Genomic DNA, 15841 nt, shown 5'->3' with positions numbered 1-15841 from the left:
GGCGCATGACAGCATTTTCGCCCTTTGACGGTCAAGCGGTTTCGCGTTTCGCGCCATCGCCGACGGGTTTGTTGCATCTCGGCCACGCTTACTCGGCGGTGTTGGCCCGCGGTGCGGCTAGCCGCTTCCTATTGCGGATCGAAGACATTGACGGCGGGCGGTGCCGTCCGGAGTTCGTCACGGCGATCTTTGACGATCTGCACTGGCTGGGCGTGGACTGGGACGGGCCGCCGGTGATCCAGTCCGAACAGGCCGCTGCGCATGATGCGGCTTTGGCGAAGTTGCGCGATATGGGCCTGGTCTATCGCTGCATCTGCACCCGCGCCGATATCGCCGCAGCCGCCGGAGCGCCGCAAGGCGAACAGCCGCCGCTTTACCCCGGCACTTGTCGCGGTCGCTCGTTCGATTTCGCCCAGCCATTCGCGTGGCGGCTGGACATGGCACAGGCCATCGCGCGCGTCGGCCCACTGCACTGGCACGACACGCTCGTCGGCGACATTCGCGCGACGCCCGAAATCTTCGGCGACGTGGTCGCCGCGCGCAAGGACGCCGGGACCAGCTACCACCTCGCCGCGACGGTCGACGATGCGGCTATGGGCATTACAAAGATCGTGCGCGGGCAGGATCTGTTAACCGCGACGCATGTCCACCGCCTGCTTCAAGCGCTGCTCGACCTGCCGACGCCTATCTATCACCATCACCGACTGATCCTCGGCGCGGACGGGAAACGCCTCGCCAAGCGCACCTCCGGCGCGACGCTCGCGGATTTGCGCGCCAGCGGGGTCGATGGGCGCGCGCTGGCGGCGGATTTACGGGCTGGCGGCCTCCCGCACGGCTTCAGCTTCGATCCCAAACCGTAACCGTCACCCCGGACTTGATCCGGGGTCCATTGGCGCTCTGTCCCGAACTGACAGCGAATGGACCCTGACTTTCGTCAGGGTGACGTTAGATGTTCGTAATCCCGCATTGGTTTCTCCTTCGACCGCGCCTAAATAAGACGCATGAACGCTTTCCTGATCATCCTGATCGTCCTCCTCGCCGCTGGTGCGGTCTTTGCCCTGGTGCGTGGCATCGTCGCGTTTCTCAAAACGACCGAGGAGGATCTGAAAAGTCAGGGCAACGGCCCCAGTGCCTCGGGCCTTCGCCAGAACAAGATGATGTTTGCGCGCATCGGCTTTCAGGCCGCGGCCATTCTCGTCGTGGTGGTGCTGCTCCTGCTCAACCGCCACTGACATTTTAGCCGGTGGTCAAGCTCAACAAGATCTACACGCGCACCGGCGATGACGGCACGACCGGGCTGGTCGATGGCAGCCGCGTCGCCAAATCCTCCGCGATCATGGCGGCGATCGGCAATGTCGATGAAGCCAACAGCTTGATCGGTGTCGCGGCGGTCCATGCCGAGGGGCATTTGCGCGCGCAATTGACCACGATCCAGAACGACATGTTCGATCTGGGTGCGGATATCGCGACACCGTCAGGGATCGAAGGCGCGCTTCGGATCGTTCAGTCGCAAATCGACCGGTTGGAAAGCGAAATCGACGCGTGGAATGCCGGGCTTCATCCTTTGACGAGTTTCGTCCTGCCCGGCGGATCGGCGTTGGCGGCGGCACTGCACGTCGCGCGGGCGGAGACCCGTCGGGCCGAACGCGCGCTGGTTGCGGCAGACGTGAATGCCGCGCCGCGCGCCTATATCAATCGCCTGTCCGATTGGCTGTTTACCGCCGCGCGCGTCGCCAATGGCAATGGCGCGGACGATATTTTGTGGGTGCCCGGCCAGTCGCGCTGATTTGCGCTAGGCAATCGGCGAATGTTCTTTTAGTGTTCCTGCATGGCTAAGCTGGCCGCAGGGGCGGCGACTTCTCCTTTGCTTGCGGCGTTCAACGCGCGCCGCGCCCTCACGCTCGACCTCGCGGCACAGCTGTCGGACGCCGACGCGACGGTTCAGTCGATGCCCGATGCGTCGCCGGCCAAATGGCATCTGGCGCATACGACATGGTTCCTGGAAACCTTTGTACTGCGCGACCACGTCGCCGGTTACGAGCCGTTCGACGCGGACTTCGCCTATCTGTTCAACAGCTATTACGAGGCGGAGGGCCAGCGTCATGCCCGGACCGCGCGGGGAATGATCACCCGGCCATCGCTCGACCGCGTCCGTGATTATCGCGCGCATGTCGATGCGGCGGTGCAGGCGGCCCTGCCCGCGCTCCCAGCCGATGCGCGCGCGCTGATCGAACTCGGTTGCCATCACGAGGCGCAGCATCAGGAGTTGCTGCTCACCGATCTGTTGCACCTAATGTCGCTCAACCCGACCGACCCCGCAGTGTGGCCGCGCGTGCCGCGACAAACCAGCGATGCCGCGCCCCTCGGCTGGATCGAGGGGTGCAGCGGTTTGGCCGAGATAGGCCACGATGGCGATGAATTCGCGTTCGATTGCGAAGGCCCGCGCCACACGGTCTACCTCACACCCCACGCGCTCGCCGATCGCCTGGTCACCAATGGCGAGTGGCAGGATTTCGTCGATGCCGGCGGTTATCAGGACGCTTCGCTCTGGTTGTCCGACGGCTGGGCATGGGTTCAGACGAATGCCATCGAGGCACCCCTGCACTGGCGTTCGGACTGGCAGCAATTCGGCCTCGATGGCTGCACCCGCCGTGACCCCGCCGCACCGGTGACGCATATCAGCCATTATGAAGCCAATGCCTATGCGCATTGGACCGGATACCGCCTGCCGACCGAAGCCGAATGGGAATCCGCCGCCGCTGGGATCGACCCGGCATCGGGCAATCAGCTCGATCACGCCGGGCCGGTGAGAACTCTGCCCTCCGAAGGCAGGAGTCTATCGCAGATGTTCGGCGACGTATGGCAATGGACCGCGTCGGCTTTCTTGCCGCATCCCGGTTTCCGCGCGGCCGAGGGTGCCGTCGGCGAGTATAACGGCAAGTTCATGTCGGGGCAGATGGTCCTAAAGGGTGCCAGCTGCGCTACGCCGCGCGGCACCTCGCGCGCCACGTACCGCAATTTCTTCCCGCCTTCGGCGCGCTGGCAGTTCACCGGATTGCGATTGGCGCGCGACCTTTGAGTCATTTTCGGTGAGCGATTTTCGGGGGGACGTTCTCGCGGGCCTTGCGGCACGTCCGCGCGCCATTCCCGCGCGCTATTTCTATGACGACCAGGGGTCGGCAATTTTCGAGGAGATCACCCGGATCCCCGAATATTATCCGACACGCGCCGAACAGGCGTTGCTCGACGCGCACGCCGGTGAAATGGCGCTGGCGTGCAGCGGCTGCGCGATCGTCGAATACGGCTCGGGTGCTTCGGTCAAGACGCGCACCCTGCTCCGCGCGGTGGCACCCGCTGCCTACGTCCCGATTGACATTTCGGGCGATTTCTTGCGGGCGACGGCGGACGCGTTGCGCGCCGACTTTCCCGATATGCCGGTCTATCCGGTCGAAGCCGATTTTTCGGATGCGATCGCGCTGCCGCCCGAGATTGCCGACCTGCCCAAGCTCGGCTTTTTCCCCGGATCGACGATCGGCAACCTGGTCCCCGCCGATGCGGTCGACCTGCTCCGCCGGATGCGCGTGACGCTGGGCGAGGACTCACGGCTGCTGATCGGCATGGACCGGGTCAAGGACGTCGGCACGTTGGTCCGCGCGTATGACGATGCCGCCGGGGTCACCTCGCGCTTCAACCTGAACCTGCTGGCGCGGATCAATCGTGAGCTTGACGGCACGATTCCACTCGGTGCCTTTGCTCATGAAGCGCGATGGAACGACGATCTGTCGCGCATCGAAATGCATTTGCGGTGCGAGGCCGATGTCGCGTTCACCGTCGCCGGCAAAGACTTTGCGATGGCGGCGTGCGAGACCATTCACACCGAAAACAGCCATAAATACAGCGCGCGCGCCGGGCGCTTGTTGCTCGCGGCGGGTGGCTGGACGGTGGTCGGCGAATGGGCCGGCGACGGTGCCTTCGCGCTCAGCCTGTGCGAAGCGCGCCCGGCGTCGACGGCGCCGTAAACCGGAAACGCTGCGCGATGGTATCGACCACTGCGGGGTAAAGCGGGCGGACGAATTGGAAACCGTGCAAATTGCCGTCGCGCCACATGACGCGCGCGGGGAACGGCGCAAAGCTTTCGATCTGCAGGAACACGGTCTTGCCCAGCCCCAATATGTCCCAGGACTCGCACGAAAATCCCGTCTCGCTCAGGTCCAGCACGTCGACCGGATACCGCGCCGATCCGCTTTCGCGCAGGTCTGCACGCAGAGTCAGCGCGCGCCGATTGGCACGGCGAGCTTCCTTGGAACTGCGGGATGTCGCGAACATGGTGTCAGCCTAGCCGTTTGCGGTTAACGACAGCTTTGCAAATGGATCGTTCGAGAAGGTTTTTTGAATGAAGATTATCGGGGTTATCGGCGCGGGCCAAATGGGCGCGGGCATAGCGCAAGTGTCTGCGGCGGCGGGTTATGACGTGTTGCTCAGCGACCGTGACAAGCCCTTGGCCGACAAAGGCGTGGCCGGGATCGCCAAAATTCTCGCGCGGTCGGTCGAAAAAGAAAAGATTTCCACCGCTGACCGCGACGCCACGCTGGCGCGGATCAAGACCGTCGGGTCGACCGCCGACTTCGGCCCGTGCGACCTCGTTATCGAGGCGGCCACTGAGCGCGAGGAGATCAAGCGCGCGATCTTCGCCGAGGTCGGCAAGGTGCTGCGCACCGACGCGATCCTCGCCAGCAACACGTCGTCGATCCCGATCACGCGCCTGGCTCAGGCTGCGCCCGATGCCAGCCGGTTCATCGGTGTGCACTTTTTCAACCCGGTGCCGGTGATGGGGCTGATCGAATTGATCCGCGGCCTCGCCACTAGCGACGCAACGCTCGCCGCCGTCGAAGCCTTTGGCCGCAAACTGGGCAAGGAAATCGTCCACGCCAACGACGCGCCGGGGTTCATCGTCAACCGCGTTTTGATGCCGATGATCAACGAAGCGATCTTTGCGCTGGGCGAAGGCGTGGCGACGATGCAGGACATCGACGCCGGTTGCCGGCTCGGCCTCAACCACCCGATGGGGCCGATCACGCTGGCGGACTTCATCGGCCTCGACACCTGCCTCGAAATCATCCGCGTGCTGCACAGCGGCACCGGCGACCCCAAATTCCGCCCCGCGCCGCTGCTCGTGAAATACGTCGAGGCAGGCTGGACCGGCAAGAAATCGGGCCGCGGCTTTTACGACTGGACCGGGCCGGAGCCGGTGCCGACGCGATAGCGCTTTTCACGGCGGCGGGGACGGCGTAGGCTTGGCGCATCCCCGGGGTGCCGCGTGATCGGCTGAGATGGCGAGAGCCGAACCCGCGAACCTGATCCCGTTAGCACGGGCGGAGGAAGGGAGCGGTTTTCGCGCCCGCACTCCGTCACTGGAGAGCACGCGCATGGCCGATTACGAAACCCCGACCCCCAAGGTGACCACCGGCCCGATCCGCGGCTCGCGAAAAATCCATGTCGGCCCGCTCGGCGTCAAGATGCGCGCGATCAACCTTGAGCCGTCCTGCGGCGAACCCCCGCTCAACGTCTACGACACCAGCGGCCCGTACACCGATCCGTCGCAGATCATCGACATCGCCCGCGGCCTCCCCGAAATCCGCCGCGACTGGATCCGCGCCCGGGGTGATGTCGAGGAAGTCCAGCAACGCGAAGTCCGCCCCGAGGATAACGGCCAGCTCGGCCCGGACCGCAGCGGCGGCGTCGATCCCTTCCCCCACGTCCGCAAGACGGTGCTGCGCGCCAAGCCCGGCGCCAATGTCAGCCAGATGCACTATGCCCGCCGCGGCATCATTACCCCCGAAATGGAATATGTCGCGGTCCGCGAAAATATGGGCCGCGAGGCGCTGATCGGCCATATCCGCGACGGGCAGGATTTCGGCGCCAGCATCCCCGACCACGTCACCCCCGAATTCGTCCGCAGCGAAGTCGCGCGCGGCCGCGCGATCATCCCCAACAACATCAACCACCCCGAATCCGAACCGATGGCGATCGGCCGCAATTTCCTGGTCAAGATCAACGCCAATATCGGCAACAGCGCGGTCGCATCCGACGTCGCCTCCGAAGTCGACAAGATGGTCTGGTCGATCCGCTGGGGCGCGGACACGGTGATGGACCTCTCCACCGGCCGCAACATTCACGACACGCGCGAATGGATCGTCCGCAACTCGCCCGTCCCCATCGGCACCGTGCCGATCTATCAGGCGCTGGAGAAAGTCGGCGGCGTAGCCGAAGACCTGACCTGGGAAATCTTCCGCGACACGTTGATCGAACAGGCTGAGCAGGGCGTCGATTACTTCACCATCCACGCCGGCGTGCGCCTGCCCTACGTCCCCCTCACCGCCAAGCGCGTGACGGGTATCGTCAGCCGCGGTGGCTCGATCATGGCCAAATGGTGCCTGTCGCACCACAAGGAGAGCTTCCTCTACGAACGCTTCGACGAGATTACCGAGATCATGAAGGCGTATGACATCGCCTATTCGCTGGGCGACGGCCTGCGCCCCGGTTCGATCGCCGACGCCAATGACGAAGCGCAATTCGCCGAGCTCTACACGCTGGGCGAACTGACCAAGCGCGCCTGGGCGCAGGACGTCCAGGTGATGATCGAAGGCCCCGGCCATGTGCCGATGCACAAGATCAAGGAGAATATGGACAAGCAGCTGGAGGCGTGCGGCGAAGCGCCGTTCTACACCCTCGGGCCGCTGACTACCGACATCGCACCGGGCTACGACCACATCACCAGCGGCATCGGCGCGGCGATGATCGGTTGGTACGGCACCGCGATGCTTTGCTACGTCACGCCCAAGGAGCATCTGGGCCTGCCCGATCGCGACGACGTGAAGGTCGGCGTGGTGACCTACAAGCTCGCCGCCCACGCCGCCGATCTGGCCAAGGGGCATCCGGCGGCCAAGCTCCGCGACGACGCCCTATCGCGCGCGCGCTTCGAATTCCGCTGGCGCGACCAGTTCAACCTGTCGCTCGATCCCGACACCGCCGAAAAATACCACGACCAGACTTTGCCAGCCGAAGGCGCCAAGACCGCCCATTTCTGCAGCATGTGCGGCCCCAAATTCTGCAGCATGAAGATCACGCAGGAAGTGCGCGATTTTGCGGCGAAACAGAACACGTCCGAGTTCCTGGCCACAACGAACCCTCTCCCCTCGGGAGAGGGCGACTCGCCTGCGGGCGAGCGGGGTGAGGGCGTTACGTCGGAGAGCGAAGCCGAAGCCGGCATGGCCGACATGAGCAAACTCTACAACGAAACCGGCCGGGAACTGTACATCGGCGCGGGCGACCGCGAACACGATTGATCGTGCCGCCCCACCCGCGCCGTTAAATCCCGCGCCGCTAAACCCGGTTCAGCGTTGGGCGATTTCGACCACAGCCGACGTGCGCCGGACGTCGCTCATCGGAAATGCGATGGGCGCGCCGTCGAACGACCCAACGACCTCGTTGCCACGGACGACCAGCTCGAACGGGATCGAACCAGCGGTCCCCGTCAACACCTGAAACCCCTTATGCTGCGCGACCGCATAGACATAAGTCGTGCCATCGCGAACGAATGTGATCGGGGTGGTGCCAGCCTGCGCGGCAACCGGCAGGGACAAGGCGGCGGCAAGGCCGGCGAACATTATGGTTTTACGGATCATGGCAATAACTCCCTGTTGCAGGACGAATTGCTTCCGGAACCCTCTTATTGCAGTGCAGCATAAGTACGGCTTTGCAACTGACAAGTGCGTTTTGATCATTCGCGATTGCAGTTTGTGGAAGGGCGGCGCGCAGTTTGACGCAAACGCTCCGCCGATCTGGTTCTACGCAGTCACCAGCTTGGTCCACGCGATCATTATGGCCGCCTGTCAATCACGATCCGAATGCGGCACGGCCACAAGCTGGTGATATGCCTTTATTAGTATTGGTGACCATATTCCTCGGCTGCCTGATTTTGCGGTTTTATGAACACGGGACCACTCTGGCGCCAGCGCGAAAGTGAAAGCGGCTGTTAAAATCTTCAAGAACGATCAAATTTCGTCCAAAACCGTGCGGACCAATTTACTGCGCGAGAGAAAAAGCTAAAGAGGTAGATAGATTGGAGGTGGCATGCCACACGCTATTGGAGTCCGGATTTACAAGGTTTCGTTTCCGAGAAAGGGTCCTCAAAGGAAGTCTTGTTTAAAAGCCTCCCGTCGGATCCAATGGCGTTGGTGAAGGAGTTCCTTAAGCACCACCAGAAGCGGACTAACGATAAAGATCGTGAAAGATCATGGTATGTCGAAAAACCTCAGGAAGATACGAGTGGTACGGTTGCCGGTCTTCTCCATTATGGTTCGTACGGCTTCACCAGCAAGCTACTAGACGGCGTGTCTAACGCAAAAAGATATGATCGGTTGGCGTCTGATGTTGAGCAGATCCCCCTGATCTACAAATTTTGGAAACCAAAAAACTCAGACTATTTGCTCGTTGCCCTACAATCTTTCGGTGTTCGCTCTTGCGTCGATTTAGTTCAAGGTGGATTCAGGTTGTTCGCAGAGAAGAAGTGGCCTAAGCATTCGATTAGATTCAGAAAAGTTATGCCAAACGATTCTAAAGGAAGTCTTTTCGGTAGTGCTCCGGTTAAGCGGCTTGTTTTTGTATCGCCAAGAGCGAATTCGGACATTGCGGATCGTCTATCGCCATTCAAGCCCACTTCGCCAGTCGATATTGAGGTCGTTATTAAGGCTAGGAGACGTAGCACTCTTTGTGCTCTGGCGGATGTAATGGACGATGTCACGACCAAAGATGGCGTCATCATGCACGAAGGATTGGAGTTCAGAGAGGCATTTGCTGATATTCGCGTTGGTGGCCGTGCCCGTAAGGTAGGCATCATCGGACCGAGTGCTGACACTGGAACGATCGACCTCAGCGATGGACTCAAAATTGTAGACGGTCATCTAGTGTATGCTGATGCGGTCAAGGAGATTGACGCGATCTTGGCCGATTTCCATGAAAAAATTGGAAGCTGATGACATCCAAAATTGATCTGAGAGACATCCTCGTTGCTCACTGGCAGACGTTAACTACCGAGAATGGCCAGGGAATATACGTTTGGGATGCAGTTACCTTTTATGCGCTACCTGTTGCCTTAGGTTGTGTGTCATCGTGGCAGGGATGGCTATTTAACGCCCAGATATATTACACTTCAACGTCCGTCTTCGGAATATTTGCAGGCTTGTTGCTGAACGTTCAAATTGGTCTGTTCAATATTCACGTCCGTAATTGGCGCTCGCCGGATAACACGCTCTATAAGAAGGCCCTTGCAGATGTTGAGAATGCTAAGCGAGTAACGTTACGACAGCTCAATGCAAATGTAAGTTATCTCATAATGATAGCCTCCGTTGGCGTCGTGATGTCACTTATTTACTACGCACTTCCCACTAATAGAGGTATTTATACGGCGATCTTAATTGCGCTGTACTCGCATTTCTTGCTGAGTTTTTTGATGTCAGTTAAGAGGTCATATCTGCTGTTTGCCCAAGAGTATGAGCACGAATCTTAGACATCTCGACGACGGATGTGTCAGACCGTGGTCAGCTCTCCGCGGGCTAGGCCTCGAAGTATGTGTAGCGCATACAAAACTCTTCCAAAATAGGGAATCTCCTGCGCTACCCTCGTGGATGAGCACACAACCTCACCCCATCGCCCCCGCCGCCGCGTCCTTCGCGCCGGCTCCCGTCCACAACTCCGGCGAGTTCGATCACTGCGCCGAGGGAGGTCGCGTTCGACACCGAATACGACCCCGCCGACTATCGCTGGGTGCCTGTTCGCCGCCGCCGTCGCGCGGACGGCTGGACGCCGGAGCGGCAGCGGCGCTTTGTCGAGGTTCTGGCCGATACGGGCGTCGTCAAACTGGCCGCGATGGCGGTGAACATGACCGAGCAGGCGGCCTATGCGCTGAAGCGTGCGCCGGGCGCCGAAGGCTTTGCCGCCGCGTGGCGAGCCGCGCTCGACAATGCGGCCGACCTGCTCGAAGCGACCGCCTATGAACGCGTGCTGCGCGGGGTCGAACAGACAATCTATGCCCGCGACGGCAGCATCATCGGCACGCGCATCGTCTATAACGACCGCCTGCTTCAATTCCTCCTCCGCGCGCATCGTCCCGAAATTTACGCCCGAGACACCGAGCGTGAGCGAAACGCAGCGAAGCGAGAGACGCGCGCAACAAGCGCTGGCGATTGCCGGCCAGCTTCGCTGCAGGCGGGGTCCGACGAGGCCGGAGTCACGCCGGCCCAGGCGCCCAGCGTTGCCGAGGCGCTCCGTGCGATGGAGCCGCAACTCCCCGCGCCGCCCGAGGACCTGTCGCACGATATCGTCAGCGACATTCAATGCGCCGACATCATGGACGGCGAAATCTCCGGCCATTGGCGTGACTGGACCGACCCCGGGGACTTTGCCCTGCCGCCCGAAAAGGAGGCGGCGCTGGAGCGCCTGAAACACGCCCCGCCGGTGAAGACGCGCCAGCGGCGCAAGCGCGTTTCAGGGCTAAAGTTAGACTAAAGTTTCGCGACTTGCATCGCTCGCGGATCGCCCCGAATCGTGTTACGCTCGCGCCATAACTTCGGGGGAAGTCGTGATGATGTTCGGCCTGTCGCTCGCCGCCTTTACCGATTTGCATACTGTGATCAGCCTGGTGGCGATTGCCGCCGGATTGATTTTTTTCGGTGCGCTGGCGTTCGGCGGGCGGTGGTTGTGGGCGGCCAATATGCTGTTCCTCGCCTTCACTATCCTGACTAGCGCCACCGGCTTTCTGTTCCCGCTGGTCGGCGTGACGCCAGCGGTGATTTTCGGGGTGATCTCGCTGATACTCCTCGCGCTGTCGCTTTACGCGCTGTTCGCGGTTCGGCTCGCCGGCCGGTGGCGTATCGTCTACCTCGCCACCGCATTGATCGCGCAGTGGCTCAACATGGTCGTGCTGGTGGTCCAGTCGTTTCAGAAAGTCCCCGCGCTCCACGCCTTGGCCCCGACGGGTGCGGAGCCTGCGGTGCTGGTGGCGCAGGGCATTATGCTGGTGCTGGTTGCGTTCGCGGCCTGGCGTACCCTGTGGCGTGCGCGGGGCGTTGCCGCCTGATCATGCTGTGGGTTAGGGTTTGGAGATGACCGACCACCCTATCGCTCCGCCACCTTACTATCACGGCACCCGCGCGAACTTGGCCGTGGGGGACCAGCTTCAGCCCGGCTGGATGACCAATTTCGGCACGGGCAAGCCCGCCGGCTGGATCTACTTTGCCGCCACACTGGAGGCTGCGATCTGGGGTGCCGAACTGGCCCAGGGCGCCGCGCGCGAACGCATCTACCTGGTCGAGCCCAGCGGCGCGGTGGAAAACGATCCCAACGTCACCGACAAACGCTTTCCCGGCAATCCGACCAAATCCTATCGCACCCGCGGCTCCTTGCGCGTGGTCGGGGAAGTGACGGAGTGGTCCAGCCACCCGCCGGAACAATTGCAGGCGATGAAGGATTTCGTCGCCCGCATGACGGCGGAGGGGGTGGAGGCCGAGGACGACTGACCTTATGCAACCGCTGACGCAGTGGCACGTTGTCCTGTCATGAACCGTATCCCAGCCCTGCTCACCGCGACGCTCATGTTGCTTGTCGTCACCGTCGCCGCGCCGGCATTGGCGGCTCCGGCGTCCACGCCGATCGCCGAGGTTGCTGCGGGCCGTTAACGCGCCGACATCGGAGCGCTATTTCGGACCCAGGCCCGTTACGTTGGCGATGAAGCCGGGCGTGCCATAGATTGACAGATTGACCTGACTGCTGGTCTTCGCGCTAGTTTTGATAAAGAACCATTTCGAACTCTGTCCCGGCGGGATCGCCAGCTTGGGATCAAAGTAAAAATTGATCAGCTTTTCCTTGGGGTTGCTGTCCAGTGCATTGTGGTACCGCGACACCGTCAACGGCCGCGCATTGCCCATGCCGTCGATGCGATATTCAACCTCATAAGCGGTCATGCCCGGCCAGCTGTGTACGTTGAGCGTGTTGATCGCCCCCTTCGATGCCGGGGCATTGCTGATCCGCCAGTAATAATGGAACCCGGCGGTCTTTTTGCTCTTGACCACGCGGACCTGGATTGTGCCGTTGATGCCCTTGCCGCCAAACGGTGTGCTGCTGTCCTGCACTACCGTGCCGGCCAAGGTCGCATCGCTTGCCGCCGTGACGCCCGTGAGCGGGTTGTTCTTGCTGTCGCCGGCCGGAAGCGTGACGGCCATGGCCGTGCCGCCCATGACACTCGCCAGTGCGATCGCCAGTATCGTCTTACGCATATCTGCCTCCCCCAAACTTTCCCGCGATCATCGCACGGACGGGCGCAGAATCAAGCGGCGACGGGAAACGTAACGAAGTCAACGCGTTCTCCTCTTATGGCTGGTGGATGGACGCGCGACGGCGCGGTACAGGATCAAATCGACGACACCATCGCCGATGCGGTGATCGCGGCGCGGGCGCGCTTGTCCCATGGTGCAGGCGCCGAGGATTGCGATGATTGCGGCGATGCAATCCCCGCCAAACGACGCGCGGCCGTTCCGGGCGTCCGCACCTGTATCGCCTGCCAGTCCCTACGTGACGCCCGGCCGCAACCGGCCTTGTTCAACCGGCGCGGCTCGAAGGACAGCCAGCTGCGGTGACGCCTATTCCTTGATCGTCGTCATCCCGACGACCTTGCCCTTCTGGCTCGGTTGCGATGCGTTGGTCTTGACCTTTTCCTTCTTCGGCTTGCGCGTTTCCTTGCTCGATTTCATCTGACCCTTGGCCATGATTAAGTGCTCCGTTGAACGTGCAAGTCTTGCATGCGCCCGCGCGATGCACAATCTCTGACCCATGCCTGCCGCCAACACCTGCCCGGTCTGCGATCGCCCTGCGACAGGGGAACACCACCCCTTTTGCTCACAAGGGTGCCGCGACCGCGACCTGATCCAGTGGCTCGATGGCAATCGCGCCATTCCGGGTCCGCCCGCCGAGGAAACCGAGGACTAGTTTCCTCCCGCTACCCATTGTGGCATGCTCCCTCAAAGAGGAGAGCAATGATGGCGACCGCACTCAAGCCGCAACAGGACATGTCCGAAGCCGAACGCGCGGCGCGGCAGGAGCTCGCCGCTTGCTACCGTGTGTTCGCGCACATGGGTTGGTCGGAGATGATCTATAACCACATCACCGTTAAAGTGCCGGGCGAGGAGGGCGCGTTCCTGATCAACCCGTACGGGATGCATTTTTCGGAAATCACCGCGTCGAGCCTGGTCAAGATCGATATCGAGGGCAATGTGCTCGCGCCGACCGAATGGCACGTCAATCGGGCCGGCTTCGTCCAGCATGCCTTGTTCCACAAACACATCCCCGACGCGCACGCGATCGCGCATACGCACACGACGGCCGGCATGGCGGTGTCCAGCGTCGAAGGCGGGCTGCAGCCGGTCAATTTCTATGCCTGCAACTTTGTCGGCCAGCTCGGCTATCACGACTTCGAAGGCGTGACGGTGCGTGACGAGGAGGGGCCGCGCTTCCTCGAAAGCCTTGGCAACAAGCGGATGATGCTGCTCAAGAATCACGGCATTCTGGTAATGGGCAAGACGCTCCCCGAAGTGTTCATCAAACATTGGGCGCTGCAACGCGCGTGCGAGATTCAGATCCAGACGATGTCGATGGGCCAGCCTATTGTCGTGCCCGACGATATCGTCGCGATTCATCAGCGGGATCTGCACCACACGCAAATTCCCGGTGGTGCGGGCGCGGCGGGGTTCGCGGCGATGGTCCGGCTGGTCGACCGCACGGACAAGAGCTGGCGCGAATAGCTTTCTCGTTGCTGCACAGTGAGTTCAGCCCTGCGCTAGATCATTTGTGCGAATCGGATGGTCATCAGGGAACCGCAATCGCGCGGAACCGCTTTGAGGACATGACGATGAGAAAGATGATCGTAATGGCCGGCTTGCTCGCGGCGGCGTCCGCGATCCCGGCAATGGCGCAGCGCGGTGAAAACCGTGATCGTGGGATGCAACCGCAAGCCGAACGCGGTGAGCATCGCGATCGTGGCGAACGCCAGCAACGTGCACAGCCCGCGCCGCAAGCGCAGGCTCAGGCACCGGCCCAGGTTCAGGCACCCCGTGCCGAATTCCAGGGCCGACGCAATTTTGGCGGGCAAGGCAATGCTGCAGTCCAGGCGCGAGCTCAGGCTCAGGCTCAGGCTCAAAATCGCTTCCGCGACCGTGATGGTGATGGCGTGCGCAATCGCTATGACCGGGATCGTGATGGCGACGGTGTGCGTAACCGCCGCGATGCCGATGCGAACGGCAATGGCCGCGTCGATGCGCGCTACGACCGCAACCGCGATGGCCAGATCGACCGGCGTTTCGACCGCAACAACAACGGTCGCATCGACCCGCGCTACGGCAATGGGTACGGACGCCCCGGGTACGGCAACGGTTATAATGGCGGCAACAACTGGAACCGCGGCTGGCGGAACGACAACCGCTACGACTGGCAGCGTTACCGGAGCGCGAACCGGTATCTCTATAGTCTCCCGCGCTATTATGCGCCTTACGGCTGGAATTACGGATATCGGCGCTTCGACATCGGAATCACGCTGAATTCGCTGTTGTTCTCGCGGAACTACTGGATCGACGATCCATATCAGTATCGCTTGCCCCCGGCTTATCCGCCGTATCGTTGGGTACGTTACTATAACGACGCGCTGCTGATCGACGAACGCAGCGGCTATGTCGTCGATGCGCAGTACGACTTCTTTTACTGACGTCACGCCGGGACGGCCCGGAGCTTCACCGCTCCGGGCCGGTTCGCTATGAGGCGGGGATGCCTGCCGATAAACTGATCGAATTGGGAAAGACCGTTTCCCGCCGCCTCCGTGCCAACCCGCAGGTCCAGGTCGTCGAAGGTGCGGGCACCGAGTTGTTCTGTTTCCAGAATTTCCTCGATCCGCTCGAATGCGGCGGATTGGTCGCGATGATCGACGCGGACCGGGTGCCGTCGACCGTTTATGCGACCAATGACGACAAGCATTTCCGCACCTCGGAAAGCTGCAACCTCGCGCGGACACATCCCTTCGTTCATGCGATTGATGCAAAGATCGACCATTTGCTGGGGATGAAGAACAGGCAGGGCGAATCCCTGCAGGGTCAGCGTTACGCCATCGGCCAAGAGTTCAAGGCGCACCATGACTGGTTCCACGTCGAGCAACCCTATTGGCAGGATGAGCGCAAACGCGGCGGGCAGCGTTGCTGGACCGCGATGATCTATCTCGATCAACCTGAGAGTGGCGGGGAAACCAGCTTTCCCGCCGCCGGCCTGATGGTCACGCCGCGCGCCGGCATGCTGCTCGCTTGGAACAACGCCAGCCCCGAGGGCAAGCTCAACAGTGCGACCCTCCACGCCAGTCTGCCGGTGACGAGCGGGATCAAGAATATCGTGACGAAATGGTACCGCGAGCGCTTTTGGTGTTAGCGCCGGTGACGCCCGGGTGGTTCTGCTGAGCGCGTAAAGCTGACGAACGGACAGCGTTCGCCGTCCGCCACCACCGCGCTGAATTTGTCGAGACGGTCGTTCGGCGATGCATCGAACGCCAAGCCATAGCTGTCGCCCAATCGAGTACAGGGTCCGGCGAAGCGAGCATAATACCAGTCGCCCTTGAAACTCTCGACATACAGGCCGGCCTGTCCATCGGGGATGTGCCGCATCACGCCGTCGCGCGCCACGCCGTCGAGCGAGACTTCGGGCGAAGCGGCGGCAAGAGCGAACAGCAGCGCAATCATGCCGGGACAACGCGTGA

Annotated in this window: 23 protein-coding genes and 1 riboswitch; of the genes, 17 read left to right on the top strand and 6 right to left on the bottom strand. The window is 61.8% G+C overall.

Translation table 11 applies throughout. The features are described from left to right. The first annotated feature begins 5 nt into the window (after nt 1–5). From gluQRS to egtD, 5 genes are all read left to right on the top strand, one after another. Nucleotides 6–860 (top strand): tRNA glutamyl-Q(34) synthetase GluQRS, encoded by an 855-nt coding sequence (gene gluQRS / locus ACM9ME_RS04695; protein ID WP_415642280.1) that lies wholly within the window; start codon nt 6–8, stop codon nt 858–860. Between the two features lie 141 nt (nt 861–1001). Then, the gene (locus ACM9ME_RS04690) at nt 1002–1232 is read left to right on the top strand and encodes a twin transmembrane helix small protein (RefSeq protein WP_415642279.1); all 231 of its coding nucleotides are present in this window, start codon (nt 1002–1004) and stop codon (nt 1230–1232) included. An 11-nt stretch (nt 1233–1243) separates the two neighbouring features. Further along, on the top strand, nt 1244–1786 hold the full coding sequence (locus tag ACM9ME_RS04685) for a cob(I)yrinic acid a,c-diamide adenosyltransferase (protein ID WP_415642278.1): 543 nt from the start codon (nt 1244–1246) through the stop codon (nt 1784–1786). A 42-nt stretch (nt 1787–1828) separates the two neighbouring features. Beyond that, complete coding sequence (gene egtB / locus ACM9ME_RS04680) at nt 1829–3079, top strand: ergothioneine biosynthesis protein EgtB (protein ID WP_415642277.1); 1251 nt, start codon at nt 1829–1831, stop codon at nt 3077–3079. A gap of 10 nt (nt 3080–3089) precedes the next feature. Then, complete coding sequence (egtD, locus tag ACM9ME_RS04675) at nt 3090–4019, top strand: L-histidine N(alpha)-methyltransferase (protein ID WP_415642276.1); 930 nt, start codon at nt 3090–3092, stop codon at nt 4017–4019. On the opposite strand, the gene ACM9ME_RS04670 is transcribed toward egtD, so the two are convergent. Next, nucleotides 3979–4326, bottom strand: coding sequence for a PilZ domain-containing protein (locus ACM9ME_RS04670; protein WP_415642275.1), 348 nt, complete (start codon nt 4324–4326; stop codon nt 3979–3981). The genes egtD and ACM9ME_RS04670 overlap by 41 nt on opposite strands. Nucleotides 4327–4393: 67 nt before the next feature. On the opposite strand from ACM9ME_RS04670, the gene ACM9ME_RS04665 reads away from it, so the two are divergent. Next, a complete protein-coding gene (locus ACM9ME_RS04665) occupies nt 4394–5263 on the top strand; it encodes a 3-hydroxyacyl-CoA dehydrogenase NAD-binding domain-containing protein (protein ID WP_415642274.1) in 870 nt (289 codons plus the stop codon). 33 nt (nt 5264–5296) lie between these two features. Next, a riboswitch (TPP riboswitch) is annotated at nt 5297–5398 on the top strand. A gap of 28 nt (nt 5399–5426) precedes the next feature. Next, the gene (gene thiC / locus ACM9ME_RS04660) at nt 5427–7346 is read left to right on the top strand and encodes a phosphomethylpyrimidine synthase ThiC (RefSeq protein ID WP_415642273.1); all 1920 of its coding nucleotides are present in this window, start codon (nt 5427–5429) and stop codon (nt 7344–7346) included. A gap of 48 nt (nt 7347–7394) precedes the next feature. Here the strand turns inward: thiC and ACM9ME_RS04655 are convergent, their stop codons facing one another. Continuing rightward, nucleotides 7395–7685 carry a hypothetical protein gene (locus ACM9ME_RS04655; RefSeq protein WP_415642272.1) on the bottom strand — a complete coding sequence of 97 codons (291 nt, stop codon included), beginning with the start codon at nt 7683–7685 and terminating at the stop codon, nt 7395–7397. Nucleotides 7686–8237: 552 nt separating this feature from the next. On the opposite strand from ACM9ME_RS04655, the gene ACM9ME_RS04650 reads away from it, so the two are divergent. The 5 genes from ACM9ME_RS04650 to arr all read left to right on the top strand — a co-directional run bounded on the left by ACM9ME_RS04650 (nt 8238) and on the right by arr (nt 11576). Next, complete coding sequence (locus tag ACM9ME_RS04650; protein ID WP_415642271.1) at nt 8238–9035, top strand: hypothetical protein; 798 nt, start codon at nt 8238–8240, stop codon at nt 9033–9035. Beyond that, complete coding sequence (locus ACM9ME_RS04645; protein WP_415642270.1) at nt 9035–9568, top strand: hypothetical protein; 534 nt, start codon at nt 9035–9037, stop codon at nt 9566–9568. The genes ACM9ME_RS04650 and ACM9ME_RS04645 overlap by 1 nt, the downstream gene beginning before the upstream one ends. A 257-nt stretch (nt 9569–9825) precedes the next feature. Continuing rightward, nucleotides 9826–10566 carry a hypothetical protein gene (locus tag ACM9ME_RS04640; protein WP_415642269.1) on the top strand — a complete coding sequence of 247 codons (741 nt, stop codon included), beginning with the start codon at nt 9826–9828 and terminating at the stop codon, nt 10564–10566. 73 nt (nt 10567–10639) lie between these two features. Continuing rightward, nucleotides 10640–11137 (top strand): hypothetical protein, encoded by a 498-nt coding sequence (locus tag ACM9ME_RS04635; RefSeq protein ID WP_415642268.1) that lies wholly within the window; start codon nt 10640–10642, stop codon nt 11135–11137. 25 nt (nt 11138–11162) lie between these two features. Then, nucleotides 11163–11576, top strand: coding sequence for an NAD(+)--rifampin ADP-ribosyltransferase (gene arr / locus ACM9ME_RS04630; protein ID WP_415642267.1), 414 nt, complete (start codon nt 11163–11165; stop codon nt 11574–11576). Nucleotides 11577–11753: 177 nt separating this feature from the next. Here the strand turns inward: arr and ACM9ME_RS04625 are convergent, their stop codons facing one another. After that, complete coding sequence (locus ACM9ME_RS04625) at nt 11754–12332, bottom strand: hypothetical protein (protein ID WP_415642266.1); 579 nt, start codon at nt 12330–12332, stop codon at nt 11754–11756. Nucleotides 12333–12428: 96 nt separating this feature from the next. Between ACM9ME_RS04625 and ACM9ME_RS04620 the strand changes: the two genes are divergently transcribed. Continuing rightward, on the top strand, nt 12429–12692 hold the full coding sequence (locus tag ACM9ME_RS04620; protein ID WP_415642265.1) for a DksA/TraR family C4-type zinc finger protein: 264 nt from the start codon (nt 12429–12431) through the stop codon (nt 12690–12692). A gap of 3 nt (nt 12693–12695) precedes the next feature. Here ACM9ME_RS04620 and ACM9ME_RS04615 read toward each other — a convergent pair whose 3' ends face one another. Beyond that, nucleotides 12696–12821, bottom strand: coding sequence for a hypothetical protein (locus ACM9ME_RS04615; RefSeq protein ID WP_415642264.1), 126 nt, complete (start codon nt 12819–12821; stop codon nt 12696–12698). Nucleotides 12822–12885: 64 nt separating this feature from the next. Here ACM9ME_RS04615 and yacG point away from each other — a divergent pair, with 64 nt between their 5' ends. Further along, nucleotides 12886–13041: a DNA gyrase inhibitor YacG gene (yacG, locus tag ACM9ME_RS04610; protein ID WP_415642263.1), complete on the top strand. Its 156-nt coding sequence runs from the start codon at nt 12886–12888 to the stop codon at nt 13039–13041. Nucleotides 13042–13091: 50 nt separating this feature from the next. Continuing rightward, nucleotides 13092–13853, top strand: a complete 762-nt coding sequence (locus ACM9ME_RS04605) for a class II aldolase/adducin family protein (protein WP_415642412.1) — start codon at nt 13092–13094, stop codon at nt 13851–13853. A 35-nt stretch (nt 13854–13888) separates the two neighbouring features. On the opposite strand, the gene ACM9ME_RS04600 is transcribed toward ACM9ME_RS04605, so the two are convergent. Further along, complete coding sequence (locus ACM9ME_RS04600; RefSeq protein WP_415642262.1) at nt 13889–14248, bottom strand: hypothetical protein; 360 nt, start codon at nt 14246–14248, stop codon at nt 13889–13891. 30 nt (nt 14249–14278) lie between these two features. Here ACM9ME_RS04600 and ACM9ME_RS04595 point away from each other — a divergent pair, with 30 nt between their 5' ends. Beyond that, nucleotides 14279–14809, top strand: a complete 531-nt coding sequence (locus ACM9ME_RS04595) for an RcnB family protein (protein WP_415642261.1) — start codon at nt 14279–14281, stop codon at nt 14807–14809. Between the two features lie 59 nt (nt 14810–14868). Next, the gene (locus ACM9ME_RS04590; protein WP_415642260.1) at nt 14869–15516 is read left to right on the top strand and encodes a prolyl hydroxylase family protein; all 648 of its coding nucleotides are present in this window, start codon (nt 14869–14871) and stop codon (nt 15514–15516) included. On the opposite strand, the gene ACM9ME_RS04585 is transcribed toward ACM9ME_RS04590, so the two are convergent. Beyond that, nucleotides 15513–15824 carry a hypothetical protein gene (locus ACM9ME_RS04585; protein WP_415642259.1) on the bottom strand — a complete coding sequence of 104 codons (312 nt, stop codon included), beginning with the start codon at nt 15822–15824 and terminating at the stop codon, nt 15513–15515. The genes ACM9ME_RS04590 and ACM9ME_RS04585 overlap by 4 nt on opposite strands. Nucleotides 15825–15841 lie beyond the last annotated feature (17 nt).

This window comes from Sphingomonas antarctica (assembly GCF_965137005.1).
Taxonomy (GTDB): Bacteria; Pseudomonadota; Alphaproteobacteria; order Sphingomonadales; family Sphingomonadaceae; genus Sphingomonas_O; species Sphingomonas_O antarctica.
This window is presented reverse-complemented; position numbering and strand designations above follow the sequence as displayed.